Raw genomic sequence first — 17,737 nt, 5'->3', positions numbered from 1 at the left:
GTACTCACTTGATTTCTAAATTGCCACGTTGGATTGAATCTGGAGCCTTTATTCTTGCGCTGCTAGCAGGGACGGTAAACGCGGTAGGATTGATGGGATTTCAGCATCAAGCGATCTCTCATCTATCGGGGACGGCGACACTGCTAGGTACGCAGCTTTTTAATGATTGGTCAGCGGCAGGGTATTTGTTTGCGATCGTCTTAAGCTTTTTAGCTGGTTCCGCTATCTCCGGTCTTTTCATTTCTAATGTATCGCTAAAGCTTGGCCGTCAATACGAATGGCTACTTTGTATCGAAAGCTTGTTTTTATTTATTGCTGCCTATTTTCTCTTCCAAGGTTCGCACATGGGAACCTATTTCGCTTCGGCTGCATGTGGACTACAAAATGCACTTGCGACAACTTTCAGCGGCGCAGTTGTCAGGACGACCCATGTAACTGGGATCGTGACTGACTTGGGCATCATGATTGGTTCTTCACTGCGTGGTGAACCCTTCGATAAACGAAAAGCGAAATTGTTTGTGACCATCGTTTTTGGTTTTGTTTTAGGGGGCATCGCAGGGGCTATGTTGTTCTATAAGCTGGCTTTTCTTTCACTTGCTGTACCTGCAACGGCTTGTATACTACTGGCTATCGTGTACCGAATTTACCGTAAGCGGATTGCTTACACGAACAGAGCGAATTAAGGAAAGAGAATGGCGCTTGAACAATGGATTGTCGATGCTTTTACCGATATACCTTTTCGAGGTAACAGTGCTGCTGTCGTGATTGTAGACAACTACGATGACGTGCAGTGGATGCAAAACGTCGCGATTGAAAATAATCTCTCAGAGACCGCATTCCTAAGAAAGTGTGCTGACAATCATTACTTTATTCGTTGGTTTTCGCCGATAACCGAAATTGATTTTTGTGGTCATGCAACCTTGGCTTCGTCTCATGTTTTGTTCGAGCAACTTGGACTAACTGGCGAGATCAAATTCTCGACGCAATCGGTAGGGGATTTACTGGTATCCAAAGATGAAAGTGGAAGGGTAGAAATGAGCTTCCCTATTCGTAAACCACTTAATGTTACTGATATTCCCCAGCAGTTACTCAATGGATTATCGATCACACCGAAACAGGTTTTGCGTAGCGAACAAGCCTATTTTGCCATTTATGACGATGCGAAACACGTTACTGAATTGGTCACAAACAATGCGGCACTAAAAGAACTTTCCCCTTATGATGTGGTTGCTACGGCGCCAAGTAATGTTTCGGAGTATGACTTTGTCTCTCGTTATTTTTGGCCAGCGAATGGTGGAGATGAAGACCCCGTTACGGGTTCAATTCATGCTGGACTCATGCCTTATTGGTCAGAGCGACTTGGTAAACTCAATTTGACGGCCTTTCAGGCGTCAAAGCGCACAGGTGTTTTATACGGTTTACTAAAAAATGACAGAGTTTTGATATCAGGTGATGCCGTATTATTTGCTAAGTCACTACTATTTGTTTAGTGTGGCGAGCAAAACATAGTCAGGACAATAACAGCGCGTTAGAACCTGCATAGATGAGTAGAAGAGTCATTAAATGAAGCTTTCAAAACGAGAGAGTCGCGTAGTCAATAATGCTATTGATACGTGGCTGGAAGAGGGGGTCATCGATCAAGAAGACCACAATAAGCTCAAAGGCAGCTATGATGTCGCGACGATAGATTGGTCGCTCATTGCGAAATACTCTTTTTGGGTAGCAGTACTGTGTATTGTGCTCAGTGTGCTGTCAGTACTTCTTGATAAATGGCTGATCGAACTCATCCAAAACATTTTCAGCGCTCCAGACATCGCCAAAAGTGTCTTTTTTGCCATTGTGTCTGCGGCGTTTTACCTTTTTGGAGTGAGAAGAAAAAAACAATCACCGGACAAAACCTTTAGTAACGAGGCGTTTTTTGTACTCGGGATTGTCAGCACGGCTATATCGATCTATTTCATTGGACAAGTCATAGAAACAGACAGCCTTTCTAAGCTTATTCTACTTGCTTCTATTGTTTATGGGTTGTTGGGGCTCTGGATTCCTTCACTCTTGGTTTGGGTTTGCTCGCTGTTTAGTTTGGGAACCTGGTTTGGTTTCGAAACCTATCAATGGAGTGACAACGGCTATTTTCTTGCGATGAGCATGCCTTTACGATTTGTCGTATTTAGCGCTTTCCTTATTGCTTTGGGAATGTTCGCACAGACCCGATTCAAGTCGAAAGAAGATTTTGCTCTAACCACTCGAGCGTTTGGCTTGATCCTATTTTTCTTGTCGCTTTGGGTTGTTTCCATCTTTGGCAATTACGCAGATTTCGCAGATTGGGGAGATGTAAGCCAGTTCTCATTGATACATTGGTCTCTGCTGTTACTAATCGCCTCAATCGCTGCTCTTTATCATGGAATCAAGTTTGATGATGAGTTGAATCGAGGGTTCGGTCTCATTTTTATCTTCGTCAATTTGTACACTCGTTTTATTGAGTACTTTTGGGAAGGGACTCACAAAGCTCTATTCTTTGCAGTTTTGGCAGCCAGTTTTTGGCTCTTTGGCACCAGAGCAGAGCAAATCTATCGTTTAGGTCAAAAATCACGAATAGAAGAACGCCCAACAGAATAGCAGGCTTGTTCGAACTCCATAACCTTAGTCTACTCAGGGGTTATGGAGACCTGTGGTTACTGTTAAGGCTGAGGATCGTGCGTTGATAGAGTTTTGGGGTTAGACCGCTGATACGTTTAAAAGACCTAGAAAAATGAGATATATCAGAAAAGCCAAGTTGGTTTGCAATATGAGTGAGCGATAGGTCTTCTCCCATCATCTCTACAGCGACAGTAAACACAAGATTGTCTTTTATGTGCCGGAAGTTAGTGCGTTCCTCGTTTAAACGTCTTTGCAAAGTCCTAGGCGACATCTTTAGTAGTTTAGCTGCATTGTCTAATGTGAGGTTATGCTCCCTGACATAGGGCATAAGAGCTGTAAACACTTGGTCGGTAAAGTTAGCATGCCATGTAACTAGTGGTGCTTTCGGAGCAGAGTCTTTCGACGATATTATTGGTCGTTGTTCTAGAATCTCATCTTCGATTAGCCACTCAATTCGCTCGTTACTCACGAAGTATTGAGTAGAATTACCGATTATTGCCTTATAAAGCTCGATTTCATCATGCTGGACCTTGAGTTGTTTTGGTGTCCAGTTGGTTTTCGTTAGTGCCCTAATCATTTCTATCGCATAAACTACCGCCCATACCTCCGACCAAACGAAAGGCTGCGAGGCATCATAATCTCGTTTGCACCAATACCATGTTCGACCGTGCGTAGTTTCTACGCCGACGCGTACATTTGTTGAGTCGAAGGCGAAAACATCACGCGAACATTCTAGCGCTTCTCTAACTGTCTCACACTCCGCAAATTCACCAAGAAGTCTTGGCAAGGCCTTCTGTTTGATGGCTGTTCTGATGAGTTCACCAAAGTTATTCATCCCCAGCTGATTGCCAAGTAGATACAATAAACGCTTCACGGGTTCTTGAGGCAAAAACTCTTGGTCGAGCTCAAATAAGTCAGGGGGTAAGCCTGAGTCACGAATCGCTTTGTGTGGGTCTTCGTTATATTCACGAAATAGCTCGAGTAATATTCGAGCATAACCTGACTTAATCAGGCTCGTCATGGGTTCTGGATTGCTTGACATGGTTTAGCTTTATCAGTGGTTGTTATCTTAGATTAGTATTTTGGCGTGAAATGGCAACTTTTGGCGAACGACTAATATACCCTTATCACTTGATGAAGAGTGTTCATCTACTTATGGTTTACGTCGCTAATCTACTAATTTTTAGAGCAATTAATATTAAATAACTAGCGATATAGTCTATACCTAAAAATGTCTAAGTCTCCGAATTGTAAACAAGGGCTGTGTAATGAGCGACAAAACAGAATTAGAACAAAAATCAGACGAGAGTACAGAGCAAGCCGAAACGGATAGGCAGCAAGCTGATGCAAAACAAAACAAGGTAAAAAAGGTCACCAATGGATTAATAGTGCTAATCCTCGCCAGCCTTGGTTTAAGTATTGCCTCTGATCGCATCATACCGTCAACCGACAATGCTCGTGTTCAAGGGTATGTGGTTCCGGTAAAACCTCAGGTATCGGGTCAGGTTATTGATATACAGGTTCAACCAAACCAACTTGTTTCTGAAGGCGATGTACTTGTTAGTCTCAACCCCGTTGATTACCAAATAGCGGTAAAAAAAGCAGAGCAAGATCTTGAGGTTGCTGGACAAAACGTAGGTGCACAAACGGCAAGCATAGCATCCGCTCAAGCGAGGTTGACGAGTGCGACCGTTGAACGAGATAACGTCGAGCTACAAACAAGGCGCGTTTTAGGTCTTGCAGAGAAAGGCGTAGTGTCAGTATCTGAGGCAGATAAAGCACGTGCTAGCCTTGCCACTGCGCGTGCAAATGTAGCAAACGCACAAGCCGACCTAGATCGCGCGAACAAGCAGCTTGGTGCAGAAGGTGAAGAGAATAGCCAGATCAAAGCGGCACTGTTGGCTTTAGAAAAAGCGCAATTGGATCTCGAGCGTACCGTTGTTCGCGCGCCAACCAATGGTGGTGTCTCAAACTTCAGCCTGTCAGAAGGCTTTTACGCGAGTGCGGGTCAGCCCATCATGACATTTGTCTCGACTGACAGTATTTGGATTGAGGCATATTTTCGAGAAAACAGCTTGGGTAACATTCAGCCAGGTAATGAAGTTGAGATCGCTCTGGATTTTGCTCCCGGTAAAGTGGTGAAGGGGACGATATCTAGTGTTGACTGGGGCGTTGACTGGGGGCAGAGCAACCAGGCAGGCAAGCTAGCTCAAGCTAATAATCAAACAGGTTGGTTACGACAAACACAGATGCTGCCGGTTAGTATTGAGTTTGATACAGCGGATACCACTGGGCTATTAAGAATTGGCGGGCAAGCAGATGTCGTCGTATATACAGATGACAGCACAGTGTTCAATTTGTTAGGAAAGCTTTGGATTCGAGTTGTAAGTTGGATGTCGTATGTCAGATAAAGCGCTGAGCGACCTAGCAACGAAGGTATTACCAGCAGCGGTTCAAACGCGGATATTGCGTTTCACACTCGGTGTTGCCCTCGCTACATTTCTGGCTGCTTGGATAGATTGGCCACTTGCTTTTGTAGCGCCGATTTTCACGGCGAAGTTCTTGTTTGAAAAACGGGTACTTCATGTCGATATCGTTTATGAGTTGCTACTAGCAATGATCGTCACTGTAGCAATTGGCGTGGCACTAAGTCTTGGTTTTGCGCAGTATCCAGTGCCTATGTTAGCGAGTGTCGCCGGTTTGATGATGATCGGTTACTTCTTGTTCTTAGATCCAAAGTGGAACTTGTTCGCAACCATCCTTTTAATGTCTACTTTAATGCTGCCATTTATGGCTATTCAAAGTACTGGGACAACCATCTTTCTCGCCATAGGACTGAGCTTATCTGGGGCTATTTCCGTCGGCATTTTTGCTCTACTCCACATTTACTTACCTGAGCGAGAAGAGCAGCACGCCAGTTATCAAGCGGTGTCACTATCGGATGAATTTCGTTGGTTCTCTGCGCTGCGCGCGTTGATTATCGCGTTTCCAGTGGTTAGTGTGTTTTTTATTTTTCAAATCTCCGAAGCCTTGTTATCGATGATTTTTATCGCGCTGCTTTCCCTGATGATCACAGGTGAAAAGTCGGTAAAACTGAGTGCTTTTCTTCTTATCAGTAACGCGATTGGTGGCGTGATTGCGATTGTCGTATTTGGGGTTTTAGCTTTAGTGCCTAATATTGCCTTCTATACATTGTTCATCGCTTTATTGGCGATCACTTTGGGCACCAAAATGTATACAGAGTCTGCAAAAGCACCGATTTATGCAACAGCACTGAATACGGCTCTTGTGTTGATTGGTACGACGCTGATGAGCTCTGGCGTCATCGATGAAAAAATGTGGATACGTTTGGGGTTGCTCGCACTCGTCGCTGTTTACATGGTCGTTGCTGCTTTCTTTATCGAGACTAGGCAGTGGAAAGTACTGGAATTTAAAGTCCAGATGACCAAGACCTAGGTTTTGTCATTTGGTAATAGATAGTTAATTCAGGTCATATTTGACCTTCTAAAATCAAACTCAGGAAAATGATATGTGGAAAGGGATTTCAGTCGCAATTTCATTATTCATCATTGGAGGGTGTGCCTCCAATGCTCACCCGCCCGTTACCTCAAATGACGCTTGGACATCAGAGCTTATGGAGTCTCGACGTTGGCGTGATTCTGATGAGCTGGATCAAGACTATTTGAAGCTTGCCTCCGAGAGTTTATTACCAGTTCAGCCCGCCAAAGTTAAAGTGTTAGGTACTGAGCAAAAGGATGCTATACAGAGCTTAGCAACGAAAATCTATCTGATTGAAAATGCTAAACACACTATTGATATGACGTATTACATTTTTGCTGACGATTTAGCGGGTAAGGCCACGCTTGGTGCATTGTGTAAAGCGGTAGAGCGTGGCGTAGATGTTCGCATCATGGTGGACAGTTTAGGTTCATATAGTCTGAATAATGGAAACTTAAAAGGCTTAATGCAATGTGAAGAGAATGCGGGCTATATCCTAGATAGAGCAGGGATGAAGACAAACCAGAAAGCCCGAGTACAAGCGGTTATATTTAACGCATTAACTGAAGGCGATTCTCGTTGGAACCATCGTTCACATGACAAGCTTTTTATCGTGGATGGGTTTTATAACGAAGATGCTTATGTGATTTCCGGTGGTCGCAATATGTCACTGCACTACTATGGGATCAATAGCGATGGCGAGAAAGATCTCTCAGCATTCCGCGATATTGAAATTATGCTCAGACCTTTAGCGGATGCCAAGGTCAACGAAAGTCCAAGTCGCTTGAGTGAATACTATTTCACGGTTTTGTTTACTAAACCAGGCAATAAGAAGCTCGATACTTGGTCGTCTTACAACCGAGATCGTGAGCTGTTGCTACAAGCCTATGCACAATTGAAATCTAACTCGGAGTTTAACCAAGCATACGGCTCGATTTCTAGCTTCGTAAAAGAAGGGTATCGAACATCTGACACAAAGTTTGCTCATGAACTGGATAACTTGAACGCGGATGATGTTGTTGAGCGCTACAGCACGAATAAAAGCGCGAATGCGAACTCTATTAGTGGAATATTGGCAAAAGTCGCTTATACAGATACCAGTTTAAAAACGATTAAAGTGGTGTCGCCGTATCTCTTTTTACAGTCAGAGCTTTTAAAAGATGAGGGTGTCATCGATCAAGATCTGAACACTGCGCTGCGATGGTTAGGACAAGATCCTGAGAGAAGTATTGAAGTCATTACCAACTCAGTGCTGACAAGCGACAATTTCTTCACTCAAGCAGTGATAGACATGCATACAGTCCCAACGCTTGTCATGTATGACGATGAGCTTAAAAAAACATGGCTTGAAGATGACTTGACGAATAACGAACTGAACGCGTCTTTCTTGAACTCAGAAGCTTGGCAAAAGGCGATTAATCATCCAAGGATAAAGTTCTATCAACTGGGTAAGCCAGACTCTGTATTACTCGGTGGTGACCAATTTTATGGAAAGCTTCACGCTAAATTTCTTATCATTGACGACAGTGCATTCGTAGGAACGACTAACCTCGACTTTCGCTCTCTGCTGTACAACAACGAAGTGGGTTTTTTCTTGACTGGCGATGAGATTATCAATGATCTCAATCAGCAGTTTGAGCTTCTTAAACAAGACTCTCTTCGATGGGGAAGCGAAGAATGGATTTCAATGCGAAACAAACTACGCGAAGTAGGTGGGACAAAAGGGCGAACATCGGATAGTCAACGAGAAATCTATGAGCTGTTAGAATCTACAGGGCTTAAATATCAGTTCTAATTCCGTTGCTGTTTAGTTTATTTCACTACTTATCCATCGCTGTGGCGCGTTTTGGCAAACAGAGACCTATCAGAACCTGTATGTTCAAAAACCACACAACGATGGAGATAAACATGATTGTCCACTTTCGAGTTCAAGATATCGAAACACTTTGGCTGCATATCGATTTAGCTACGCATTTACAAACTAGACTTAGGTACGTGCGGTTTTAGAAACTAAACGCCCAACCTACCATCGGGCCCTGCTGAGTGACATCCACTTGTGTAGTGCCCGAATCATTTTGAATGTTTAAGTAGCGATATCCAAACCAAATATTATTCAACTCACTTAAACGGTACATGCCAGCAAGGTTTATACCTCGGTTCACATCGTTGTCACCAGCAATACTGCTGTCTACCGTCAGGCTTAGGCCCCAGTCTTGATTAAACCAATGTGCGTATTTGAGACCGACTAACCAATCAAACTGATGACCAGAGGACTTGATGGGATCAATGGGTGTACCATTGATATTGACCCCAACGTTAAAACGACTGTAAGTGTGTCTAACGCCAGTCAGAAGCACTAAGCCACCAGCAACCTCATATCCACCAAATAGATCGTTTAGTGACATGGTCGCGTCGACATCTATATTAGCCTTGATATCGGGTATAAACGGGGTATTAGGACTATAGGTAGATGATGTATCGCTCTTGATGTGAAGATAATTGGTTCTGAAACCGAATAACCACTTATTCTTTTGCGCGTAAAAATCTCCCATGATTCCAAAATTCAAGTTCTTAACGATATTTGAGAAAGGGATGTCGATATCGGCACGACCATCAGCGTCACCTGCGGTGCCAGAGATGCTGGGAGTCCAAATCATTGGGAATACCAAAAGAAATTCCCATTCATCGTCACTACTTGCCCTGTCGTTAGCAGACAAGGGAGGGCAGATAACACTAGATAGTAGGATAGGGTATAGATACTTGGCCTTCATCGTAATTCCTTTACTCAAGCAAGTTTCGATATCGAAAAGTTCACTGAATCAGCAGGTTAACTTAAAGGATAGACTATCCATTAAAGAGTAGGAATTGGTGGAGGCATAAAAAAACGAGCTCAGAGCTCGTTTTTCTTTCCATTAAATATGTAACTGTAAACCCTAACCGGCCAGCCGTATTCTGTGTATTCTTTAGCCAGGACTTCGGCAACTTCTGGGGTCACCTCTACTCGTACCCAATCGCCAATACCAAGAGGTTGGAACTCTATAACTCTGCTCTTCATTGGCTTCTCCGCACAATTTATAAATAGTATTTCGTGAGAAATCTAACTGCTATTTAAGAAATTAGCTCGGAATAAAGGTTATTACTTACCTTAAAATGCCAACTAACGAAGCAAAGCTATAGAATCGATTAATCCTTCAACAAATGTAACCCGGCTGGCAAGGCATCACCAAATAGCTTTTTGGAGTCAGATTCTGAAAGCTCTTTCACCTCGGATACTAGTTCGAGCCAGTTAGTAGGTGCCTTTGAAGTCTTCAACTTATCCATAACTTGTGTCCGATAATCATCAGAAACGTCTAATGAACGATCTCCTGTCTTGCGGCACATAAGAACGCAAGCAAACGCCGCCATTGGCTCTTTAATCCAGTTTTGCTCAAGAAGTTTTGGCAGCCATTGCTCGACCTGCTCTCGAGCTATAACGTTATGCTGGCTACCATAAAGCGGTGTTCGTGATGCAAGACGGCCAAGAGCCCACCAGTGCGCTTGTTCGAATTGAGACTGATTAATCGCTTTGCTTAAGTACCAAGTCGCTAGCAGAACTTTGTCGTCAACGTAGAGGTTTTCTAAGCTTGCTGACAGCCTAACCATTGCCTCGTAACCCTTATCCTTGGCACCTTGGAACGTCTTAGCATTCTTCATCGCTCCTGGGTGAAGGTACTTAGCAATGTCACCTAGGATAACCTCTTGCTGTTCTTCGTTCAGTCCTCCAGACACGCGACGCCAAAATGTCCACCAGTCACTCCAGCCTTGAGCATTTTGGAATTGGATGCCTTGCTGATACAAACCCCATATTTGTTCCATTCTCCAAGAGTCAGTTGCGTCACCAAACCCCGGACGCATACAGAAACCAGTAAGTCGAAGCCAGTTCTTTTCATGCTGCTCCGAGCGACGGCGACGTTTGCGGCCTAATGAAAAGCTGTCGACGAGTGAGCGAAGGGTGTGAAAATCCCACTCATCTTTTTTGCCTAAGCTCTTTTCTAGCGACTTCGCGAGAATCTTAATCTCTTTACTGTCGGCACTATTCTTATTACCACTGTATAATCGTGAGATAAGCGCTTTACTGGGCTCTAGACCAGGATGAGCTTGAATGGTTTCTTCTTGGGCTTGTTGATTCCTAACCTCAAACTCTAACTCCCATCGCTGCTGCTCATCCTCGACGCTTACACATTCGATCTTTAGTGTCCCGACTTCCGTTAACTGACACGCGAGTTGCACTTCAACACGCTCTTTTTGGTTAGCGTTGAGTTGTTTTTCGTTACCTTGTAACGTACTGATGTAAGGTGGTAGCGGGTTGAACTGATCCGGGTCGATATGGGTCATCAAGCCATTCTGAACCTTTTGATGCTCACCAAAGTAATCATGCGTCGAAGTCAGTAGATTGAATCGAACAGGTTCACCTAGAGTCAGTGCGAAGCGACGGCCTGTAAGTCGAATCTCTTGTCCTTCTTCCGTACCTTTTGATAACAAACATAATGCTTGTCCAAGCTTGTTCTTTTCTTGCAGATGAAGGAAGTAAGAGCGCGCACTACCACCACCAATCTTTAATTGAGCCCCACGGCGTGCTTTGGCAAAGGCCACGGCTCCAAGAGCAACTGACCAATCCGGATGTGGGTTGGAGAGCCGTGAAATAGGAGATCCTTTCCAGTTCTCTACGATATCAACGATACGTCGTGTAACGAGTTCACTATTGAAAACACCGCCATTGAGCAACAGGCCTACAGGAATTGCGGGATCTGAACCATCGTTTAACGCTTCTCTAGAAACCTCTTGATGTAAATGCAAGAACTCTGAGACATGTTTGCTAACGGCTGGATCGGAGACATACGGCAAGCCAAACTCGACGACTGCACTGCGTTTCTTATCTGGCAACTCTCCAAATTCGGTTTGAGGGAAGAAACCTTCGAGCGCAATTTGGTGAACTTCGGACTTACTGAGCGCGATGCTTTTGGTGCCGCCAATCAGTCGCGAACCACTACCAAGCATAGTAATTTTCATTTCTGATGGTGCATCTTCAGACAACAGTGCTTCTTTTGCTTTTCTGGTTTGCTGAATAAGTTTAGTGAGACTGGCAGCGTTCAGTTTCTTCGACTCATTGAATCGTTGCTCAGCCATATGGGCGAGCGCCAAATCGAGGTTGTCGCCACCTAGCATTAAGTGCTCACCCACGCCGATACGGTTCAGCACTAGCTCTTCGTTGTCGTGTTTTGCTTCGATTAAACTGAGGTCAGTAGTACCACCACCTACGTCACAGACTAAAATCAATGGTACTTGCGAAAGCTCTTGTGACGCTGTTTCTTTGTGTCGAGCATACCAGTCGTAGCAAACTGCTTGAGGCTCCTCCAGTAGGTGAACTTTTGGAAGGCCGGCAAGCTTTGCCGCTTGAAGTGTGAGTTTTCGAGCTGTTTCATCAAACGAAGCGGGTACTGTGATTACGACGTCTTGGTCTTCAAGCTTGTTGTAATGGTGTCGATGGTTCCACGCCTGACGGATATGATTGAGATAACTTGCACTTGCGATAACGGGAGAGACTTTTTCAACATCTTGAGCACCTGCCCAAGGAAGGATGTCGTCTTCACGATCCACGGCAGTGTGTGACAACCAACTTTTTGCACTAGAGACCTGACGACCCTCTACTTTTGCACCTAGCTCTCGCGCCCATTCACCAATGATTAGGTTTTGGATGTCCCCTTTAACTGGTTCGTTTTCCCACGGGAGTGTCAGATCGGAATCCGATACTTGTTGCTGCGCAGCATGATAGCGGAAGGACGGCAAGAGCGGTTTCCTTACTACTTCGCCCGGACCAACAAGTTGGTCTATTTCAAAGAGTTCAACAGGGGAGTTAGAAAGGTCGTCTTGAATTTCACAGAATGCAACAACCGTGTTGGTTGTCCCTAAATCGATGCCGACCAAATATTGTGCGGATGCCATGACACGCTCCAGTTAGGGTTTTGAAAAGGGAGAGAGTGGAGATAAAAAACGGCACATAGCGTGCCGTTTCATCATAGTTATTATTATGCGTCTTCGCGAACGTCGAACTCAACGTGCCATTTTTGACCGTTGTCTGAAGCGATTGCCTCAAGATAGAGAGTACCAAGCTCAGTTACACGTGATGATAGCGTCACTGGAACAACGTCTCCAATATTGCGCCCTTCGGATACTGGCAGAGTCACTTGAATCTCTGGCAGTTCTTCAAGTTCTTCTGGTCTCCAGTAATCTAGGTGGACACCTGCTTCGTCTTCGCGACGAGTTGTCGAACCAAAGAATTGGAAGTGAACAGGTTGACCGATGACCAAACCAAATTCTTGGCTCGGTACCTGCACGCTGCTGCCTTCTTCCATACCAAAAGGAGCCACGCATAGAGCTTCCATTGGAGGAGCCATGCCTGGGATCGCAGGCATAGCGCTCTCGATACCGATATAGTAGCTAGACGCGATACCACCGCGAATACGAACGCCTTGGCCGCGACGTACGCTGCCGTAATAGGCTGCACCGCTCGCAACCGCAAGGTCAAGATCGAGACCTGAAAGCATTTTCGCTTTTTCTGCATTCGCTGATTCTAACCAGCTGTTAATCGTATTGAACAGGCGATCAGAGAGCAGCTTAGACTTAAGTACACCGCCGTTAAATAGCAGTGCCGTTGGTTTAACAAACTCTGGGGCAGCTTCCATTCCTGGAATACCTGCAAATGCGTTGTCAGTCGCGTTACTTTGACGGCTTAAAAACGCGGCAATGTGACGAGTAATCGCGGCATCTTGAGCGTAGGGTAGACCCATTTGAGTCAGTGCACCGCGAGCACGTTGTACAGGATGCTCTTGAACGCCAACCTGAGGGAAGAAACCGTCAACCAGAGTTTGTTGCACTTCTTGCTGTGTCAATTCAGTTTTTAACGTCGCGCCGAGTAATTTAGAGCCACGGCTTGGAACAACAATTGGCACAGCTTGAAGTTCAGCATCATTGAGCAGCGCTTCTTTTGCGTCACGACAAGCGTGTGTCATCGCCTGTACTTGCCATGGTTGAAGTTCTTTACCATCTTGCGCGAGCTTCATCTTAAGACGATACGCAAGCGCAAGGTCCATGTTGTCGCCACCAAGAAGAATATGCTCACCAACCGCTACTCGTTCTAAGTTTAAGTTACCGTCTTCTTCGGTAACGGCAACAAGAGACAAGTCGGTAGTACCACCACCTACATCGACAACCAAAACAACATCACCGACGTTGACTTCATCACGCCATTTATCGTTACTGTTATCAATCCAGCTGTAAAGTGCAGCTTGTGGCTCTTCTAAGAGAGTAAGGTGCGCAAGACCAACATTGCGTGCCGCTTCTGCTGTTAGATCGCGAGCTGCAGGGTCAAATGATGCTGGTACCGTGATGGTCACGTCTTGTTGTTCCAGAGCATTGTCTGGATGCATGTGATTCCATGCATCTTTCAGGTGCTCTAGATAGAGTTCTGTCGCACGAAGAGGTGACACTTTGCTCACTTCTTCAGGGCTACCTTGTGGCAGAAAACTATCACGACGGTTCACACCACCATGACATAGCCAAGATTTAGCACTAGCCACCAAGCGAATCGGTGTTTTTGAGCCAAGGTTACGTGCTACTGCGCCAACCAATGCTTTTGGCTCGCTCGTCCAAGGCAGCGTGCGAGAGCCTTGACCCATCTCGTGCTCATGTGGTTGATACAAGAACGAGCCAAGCTGTTTATATGACTCAACTGTCCCTGGGGCGGTTAGCTGAGGAATGGAGACGACTTCAACTTGAGCGTCTTCGTTTTGAGTGTCGATAAACGACATAACACAGTGTGTCGTACCAAGGTCGATACCTACACTGTATTTTGCAATAGTTTGGTCTTGAGTTTGCGCTGAAGGTTCCATTATAGCTCCACCTCTGCAGGTGCGATGATTGATGCGTTGTAGTTCTCAGAAAGCTTAGGCAGAGTGACTTTATCTGCCTTCCAGCCTTTATGGACAAGCGTACCATTGAATGGTGCATTGCCCGTGACATTGCCAGTCAGACGCACAGATTGAGGGTCGAAGCCTTCTTCGATTGAAATGCGAGTCTCTTCTTCTTCATTGCGAATCGGAGATAGCTCGAAGTACTCAGTGATAACCTTTTTACCACCAGAGTGAACCACACGTGCCGCAGCGCCAACTTCTTCATCAGAGAATGATGTTAGGTCTTCTTGAAGGAAGTCGACCATACGTGCTTCTTGTTGCATCAGTGAAAGTAACTGCATCGCAGAATCGGTTGAAGCGGTTGCAAGTTTGGATTCTACTTCCACAACTTTCTCTACCACTTTTTCGACTTCTACGACTTTTTCAATTTCTACGATTTTTTCTACTGGCTTTTCAACCTCGACAATCTTCTCTACTGGCTTTTCTACCACTTTCTCGACAACTTTGCTCTTACGAGACACAGCAATAGCGAGTAGTAGAACGCTTGAAGCAGCGAGGCCAGCGTGCAGCATGTCGAAAGTCGTTGGGATAACATTTAGGTCGAAGTTCATAGGGGTTTCTCTATGTGTCAGTCATTAGTAGTTAATTTTGGGGCGAAGTCTAGCATAATCAAGGCTCTTAGCGCGATGCTTTCGCAGCTTTGTCATTACAAAGTGAGTTTTTCGGTGGATAAATCAGCAGATGATGGTGTTTTGCTAATTTAAAGTGATCTGTGTTTCATTAATTGAAACTGTAACTTCTTGATAATTTGAGTGTGTGTAAAATCGATTTTGCTACCATTAAAAATTAAAATTATCAATGCAAATAATACGTTAGTTATATATCAGTTTCACAAATGAGAAAGCTGACACTTTAGTAGTCAGTCAGGACAAAAAATGGTTACAGGCTTAAATCAAAAGGATCGTGGTGTTAAGCGATATGCCGTTTTGGTATTCGTATTTGGCGTTGTGCTTACCGCATTTATTACACATATTGTTTATGGAGGACAAAAACAGCTTGCTGATTCAAATTTTGAATTTTTAACAGAGAATCAAACAGAAAATATAAAAGAACTCGTCATGCTCGATGTAAGCTTTATAGGAGCAGGGGCCAGCTTTTATCATGCGACCCAACCTAGTGCGTGGGACAATTTCTCGAGTTTTGCGGAGCCTTTGGTAGACAGTTCAAAAAGTCTCGTTGCTATGCAATGGATGAAAAAGGTCTATCCAGAGCAATTGGACAGTCATATCAAACGAGTGCGAGAGCGCTTTCCTAGTTATCAAGTGTATACCGTTCCCAAAGATCAGCCGCGTGTTGAAGGATACATATTAGAAAATGATGAACCTATCTATGTGGCGAGTGATGTCTATCCCGTCAACGAGTCGAATCTCAGAGCTTTAGGTTATTACTCTTCCCGAGAGCGTGTTCGTCGCGTTATAAGAAATACTATGGAGACCGGAGAGCCAAGTCTCTCGGACAAGATCCGACTACTCCAGGATGGATTCGATCGGTCTCTGCCTAAAGAGGGGATGCTAGTTTATGTACCGGTATTTGATGCCGGCACACGATCACTGCGTGGTGTCGTGATTGGGGTAATCAGAATCACAGTATACTTCGAGCAGATTGTTAGTCGTACGGCAATAGGTAAAGAGGTAGGGATTCGCGTTGTTGATCTTGGATTTGACGCAGAGGATGACCCAATACTCTATCAAAACGACCTTTGGGATGCGTTGGATGAACCTTCAAAAGATGTCATCATCGACCTTTACGATCGTCAGTGGCGTATTCAGTTTAAACACGATGCTGGAATCTCAAAGAACGACAAGTTAATTCTTTTCTTCGTGATGACGGGTGGTTTGTTGATTTCACTGTTGCTCGCTTACGTTGTTTATCTGATGCTTAGAGAGCAGCGTAGACTCGCCGTGATTGTGAACCGCCGTACGAGAGATCTTCAATACCTTGTAGAGCGAGACCCGTTAACAGAGGTCTATAACCGACGTGCATTCAATCGCTTGACTGACTACCATGTCTCTTGTAACAAGCCGTTCTCACTGGTGATTATCGATGTCGATCAATTTAAAGGAATCAATGACAAATATGGTCATGTAGCGGGTGACGAGATACTGATGCAGGTTGCAGCGTATATCAAAGATAAGCTGTATCCGGATGACATGTTATTCCGTTTGGGCGGCGATGAGTTTGCCGTTATCAGTCGATGCATCGATTATACGACCCTACAAAGCTATATTGCAGATATATGTGTGGAAGCTTCTCAGCTCACTTGGCCTTCAATAGATCCATCTTTTACTTGTACGTTAAGTATTGGAGCTGCCGTCTATCGTGGTGAAACTATCGAACAGTTGATCAATAGGGCAGACGAGCAGCTGTACATTAGTAAGGCGAATGGTAGAAATCGAGCCAATGTTGCTTGAATAAAGAGCGATCAGTAATGTGCCTGTCGAGCTTTTGTTTTGAATACGCTACAATTTCGCGGTGTTAATTACTGTTTACTAAGTCGCTATGAATTATAACCGAGTCGTTTGTTTTGATCTTGAAATGTGTTGCTGGAACGTCGATGGCGTTGGTACAACAGGTGAAATCATCGAAGTTGGCTTGGCTGAGATCGATTTAGTGAAGCAAGAAGTCGTAAAGCGTGCTCAGTACTATGTAAAACCCGAGAAAGATGAAGTATCGTTGTTCTGCACAGAGCTGACAGGTATTACCCCGAGAAAAGTTGAGAAACAAGGTCGACCACTTGAGTCAGTGATACAGTCAATGGTTAAGAACTTTGGTGGTCCCAATAAGATCTATGCTTCTTGGGGACGCGATGATGATATTTTGCGTCTTGAGTGTGAAGCTAAAGGGATTGAAATGCCTTTTAAGGAGTTTGTTAACTTAGCCACGTTGTACCGTATTCAAAACCGACTAAAAGACAAGCGTATAGGTCATAAGGCCGCTCAAGAGCAGAAAGGAATTGAGTGGGAAGGGCGTCAGCATTCAGGATACGTCGATGCCTATAATCTCGCCAAGCTTGCTCTGACGATGCTTTAATTTTGTTAGCCTCTCCTAGCTTTATAGAAGAGGCTAATCATCAAAATCTTAGTCTTTATCGACAACCTGTATCTTGGCGCGTATGAACTCGCTATGGTCAACATAAAGCAGCTCCGCAACTTTTCTGATGACAGAGTCCTCCAACGGATCAATCACACCGTCTGCATTAGCCACTTCCCACATCGCTTTAATTAATTCAAAACGTCGTTCTTGGCTAAGCTCTCTTAAGCTAGAGGTAAAATCATAAAGTGACGCCGAGCTTTGGGCTTGCTCTTGAGCTTGGTCGAGCAGGGTGACGGCTTCGGTATCCGTCAAGCCGAGCATACGCACTACCAACTGACGCTTCGCTTTTTCTTCCTCTGCATCTACTTGATAGTCAGCCTTAGAGACTTCGCACAGCAAGGAAGCGATAGCGAGGTTGGGGCTGACACCCTGAGCTTTGGACAGATCATCCCCTTCAATAAGCTGTTTAAATAAAGAAGTAATTGAGTTGAACATTGGCGTACCTACTTTTAACGGTGTTACTTAACTACATAGTGCTACGTGCGCGAGATCACAAGTAG

General features: G+C 44.7%; 15 protein-coding genes. 8 read left to right on the top strand and 7 right to left on the bottom strand.

Translation table 11 applies throughout. The features are described 5' to 3' along the window. Positions 1-8: 8 nt before the first annotated feature. From J4N45_RS08515 to J4N45_RS08505, 3 genes are all read left to right on the top strand, one after another. On the top strand, positions 9-683 hold the full coding sequence (locus J4N45_RS08515) for a YoaK family protein (RefSeq protein WP_234495970.1): 675 nt from the start codon (positions 9-11) through the stop codon (positions 681-683). Positions 684-692: 9 nt separating this feature from the next. Continuing rightward, complete coding sequence (locus J4N45_RS08510; protein ID WP_252014526.1) at positions 693-1,490, top strand: PhzF family phenazine biosynthesis protein; 798 nt, start codon at positions 693-695, stop codon at positions 1,488-1,490. 73 nt (positions 1,491-1,563) lie between these two features. Continuing rightward, positions 1,564-2,616 carry a hypothetical protein gene (locus J4N45_RS08505; protein WP_252014525.1) on the top strand — a complete coding sequence of 351 codons (1,053 nt, stop codon included), beginning with the start codon at positions 1,564-1,566 and terminating at the stop codon, positions 2,614-2,616. Positions 2,617-2,656: 40 nt separating this feature from the next. Here J4N45_RS08505 and J4N45_RS08500 read toward each other — a convergent pair whose 3' ends face one another. Further along, positions 2,657-3,679, bottom strand: coding sequence for a helix-turn-helix domain-containing protein (locus J4N45_RS08500; RefSeq protein ID WP_252014524.1), 1,023 nt, complete (start codon positions 3,677-3,679; stop codon positions 2,657-2,659). A gap of 226 nt (positions 3,680-3,905) precedes the next feature. Between J4N45_RS08500 and J4N45_RS08495 the strand changes: the two genes are divergently transcribed. From J4N45_RS08495 to J4N45_RS08485, 3 genes are all read left to right on the top strand, one after another. Next, positions 3,906-5,048, top strand: a complete 1,143-nt coding sequence (locus J4N45_RS08495) for an HlyD family secretion protein (RefSeq protein WP_252014523.1) — start codon at positions 3,906-3,908, stop codon at positions 5,046-5,048. Next, a complete protein-coding gene (locus J4N45_RS08490) occupies positions 5,038-6,093 on the top strand; it encodes a DUF2955 domain-containing protein (RefSeq protein ID WP_252014522.1) in 1,056 nt (351 codons plus the stop codon). Before J4N45_RS08495 ends, J4N45_RS08490 begins: the two co-directional genes overlap by 11 nt. Before the next feature lie 73 nt (positions 6,094-6,166). Then, positions 6,167-7,930: a phospholipase D family protein gene (locus J4N45_RS08485; RefSeq protein ID WP_252014521.1), complete on the top strand. Its 1,764-nt coding sequence runs from the start codon at positions 6,167-6,169 to the stop codon at positions 7,928-7,930. Between the two features lie 208 nt (positions 7,931-8,138). Here J4N45_RS08485 and J4N45_RS08480 read toward each other — a convergent pair whose 3' ends face one another. The 5 genes from J4N45_RS08480 to J4N45_RS08460 all read right to left on the bottom strand — a co-directional run bounded on the left by J4N45_RS08480 (position 8,139) and on the right by J4N45_RS08460 (position 14,695). Then, the gene (locus J4N45_RS08480; RefSeq protein WP_252014520.1) at positions 8,139-8,906 is read right to left on the bottom strand and encodes a hypothetical protein; all 768 of its coding nucleotides are present in this window, start codon (positions 8,904-8,906) and stop codon (positions 8,139-8,141) included. Between the two features lie 119 nt (positions 8,907-9,025). Further along, entirely contained in the window at positions 9,026-9,190 is a 165-nt protein-coding gene (locus J4N45_RS08475; RefSeq protein WP_252014519.1) for a hypothetical protein, read from the bottom strand. Between the two features lie 128 nt (positions 9,191-9,318). Then, the gene (locus J4N45_RS08470; protein WP_252014518.1) at positions 9,319-12,117 is read right to left on the bottom strand and encodes an Hsp70 family protein; all 2,799 of its coding nucleotides are present in this window, start codon (positions 12,115-12,117) and stop codon (positions 9,319-9,321) included. A gap of 83 nt (positions 12,118-12,200) precedes the next feature. After that, on the bottom strand, positions 12,201-14,063 hold the full coding sequence (locus J4N45_RS08465) for an Hsp70 family protein (RefSeq protein WP_503056687.1): 1,863 nt from the start codon (positions 14,061-14,063) through the stop codon (positions 12,201-12,203). After that, a complete protein-coding gene (locus tag J4N45_RS08460; RefSeq protein WP_042472908.1) occupies positions 14,063-14,695 on the bottom strand; it encodes a DUF2760 domain-containing protein in 633 nt (210 codons plus the stop codon). Before J4N45_RS08460 ends, J4N45_RS08465 begins: the two co-directional genes overlap by 1 nt. 324 nt (positions 14,696-15,019) lie before the next feature. On the opposite strand from J4N45_RS08460, the gene J4N45_RS08455 reads away from it, so the two are divergent. Continuing rightward, positions 15,020-16,555: a sensor domain-containing diguanylate cyclase gene (locus tag J4N45_RS08455; protein ID WP_252014517.1), complete on the top strand. Its 1,536-nt coding sequence runs from the start codon at positions 15,020-15,022 to the stop codon at positions 16,553-16,555. Positions 16,556-16,643: 88 nt separating this feature from the next. Then, positions 16,644-17,174: a 3'-5' exonuclease gene (locus J4N45_RS08450; RefSeq protein ID WP_234495981.1), complete on the top strand. Its 531-nt coding sequence runs from the start codon at positions 16,644-16,646 to the stop codon at positions 17,172-17,174. A gap of 48 nt (positions 17,175-17,222) precedes the next feature. Here the strand turns inward: J4N45_RS08450 and J4N45_RS08445 are convergent, their stop codons facing one another. After that, complete coding sequence (locus J4N45_RS08445) at positions 17,223-17,672, bottom strand: tellurite resistance TerB family protein (RefSeq protein WP_252014516.1); 450 nt, start codon at positions 17,670-17,672, stop codon at positions 17,223-17,225. Positions 17,673-17,737 lie beyond the last annotated feature (65 nt).

Source organism: Vibrio sp. SCSIO 43140 (genome assembly GCF_023716585.1).
Classification (GTDB): Bacteria; Pseudomonadota; Gammaproteobacteria; order Enterobacterales; family Vibrionaceae; genus Vibrio; species Vibrio maritimus_B.
Note: the sequence above shows the minus strand (reverse complement) of the source record. Positions and strands in the feature narration are given on the sequence as shown.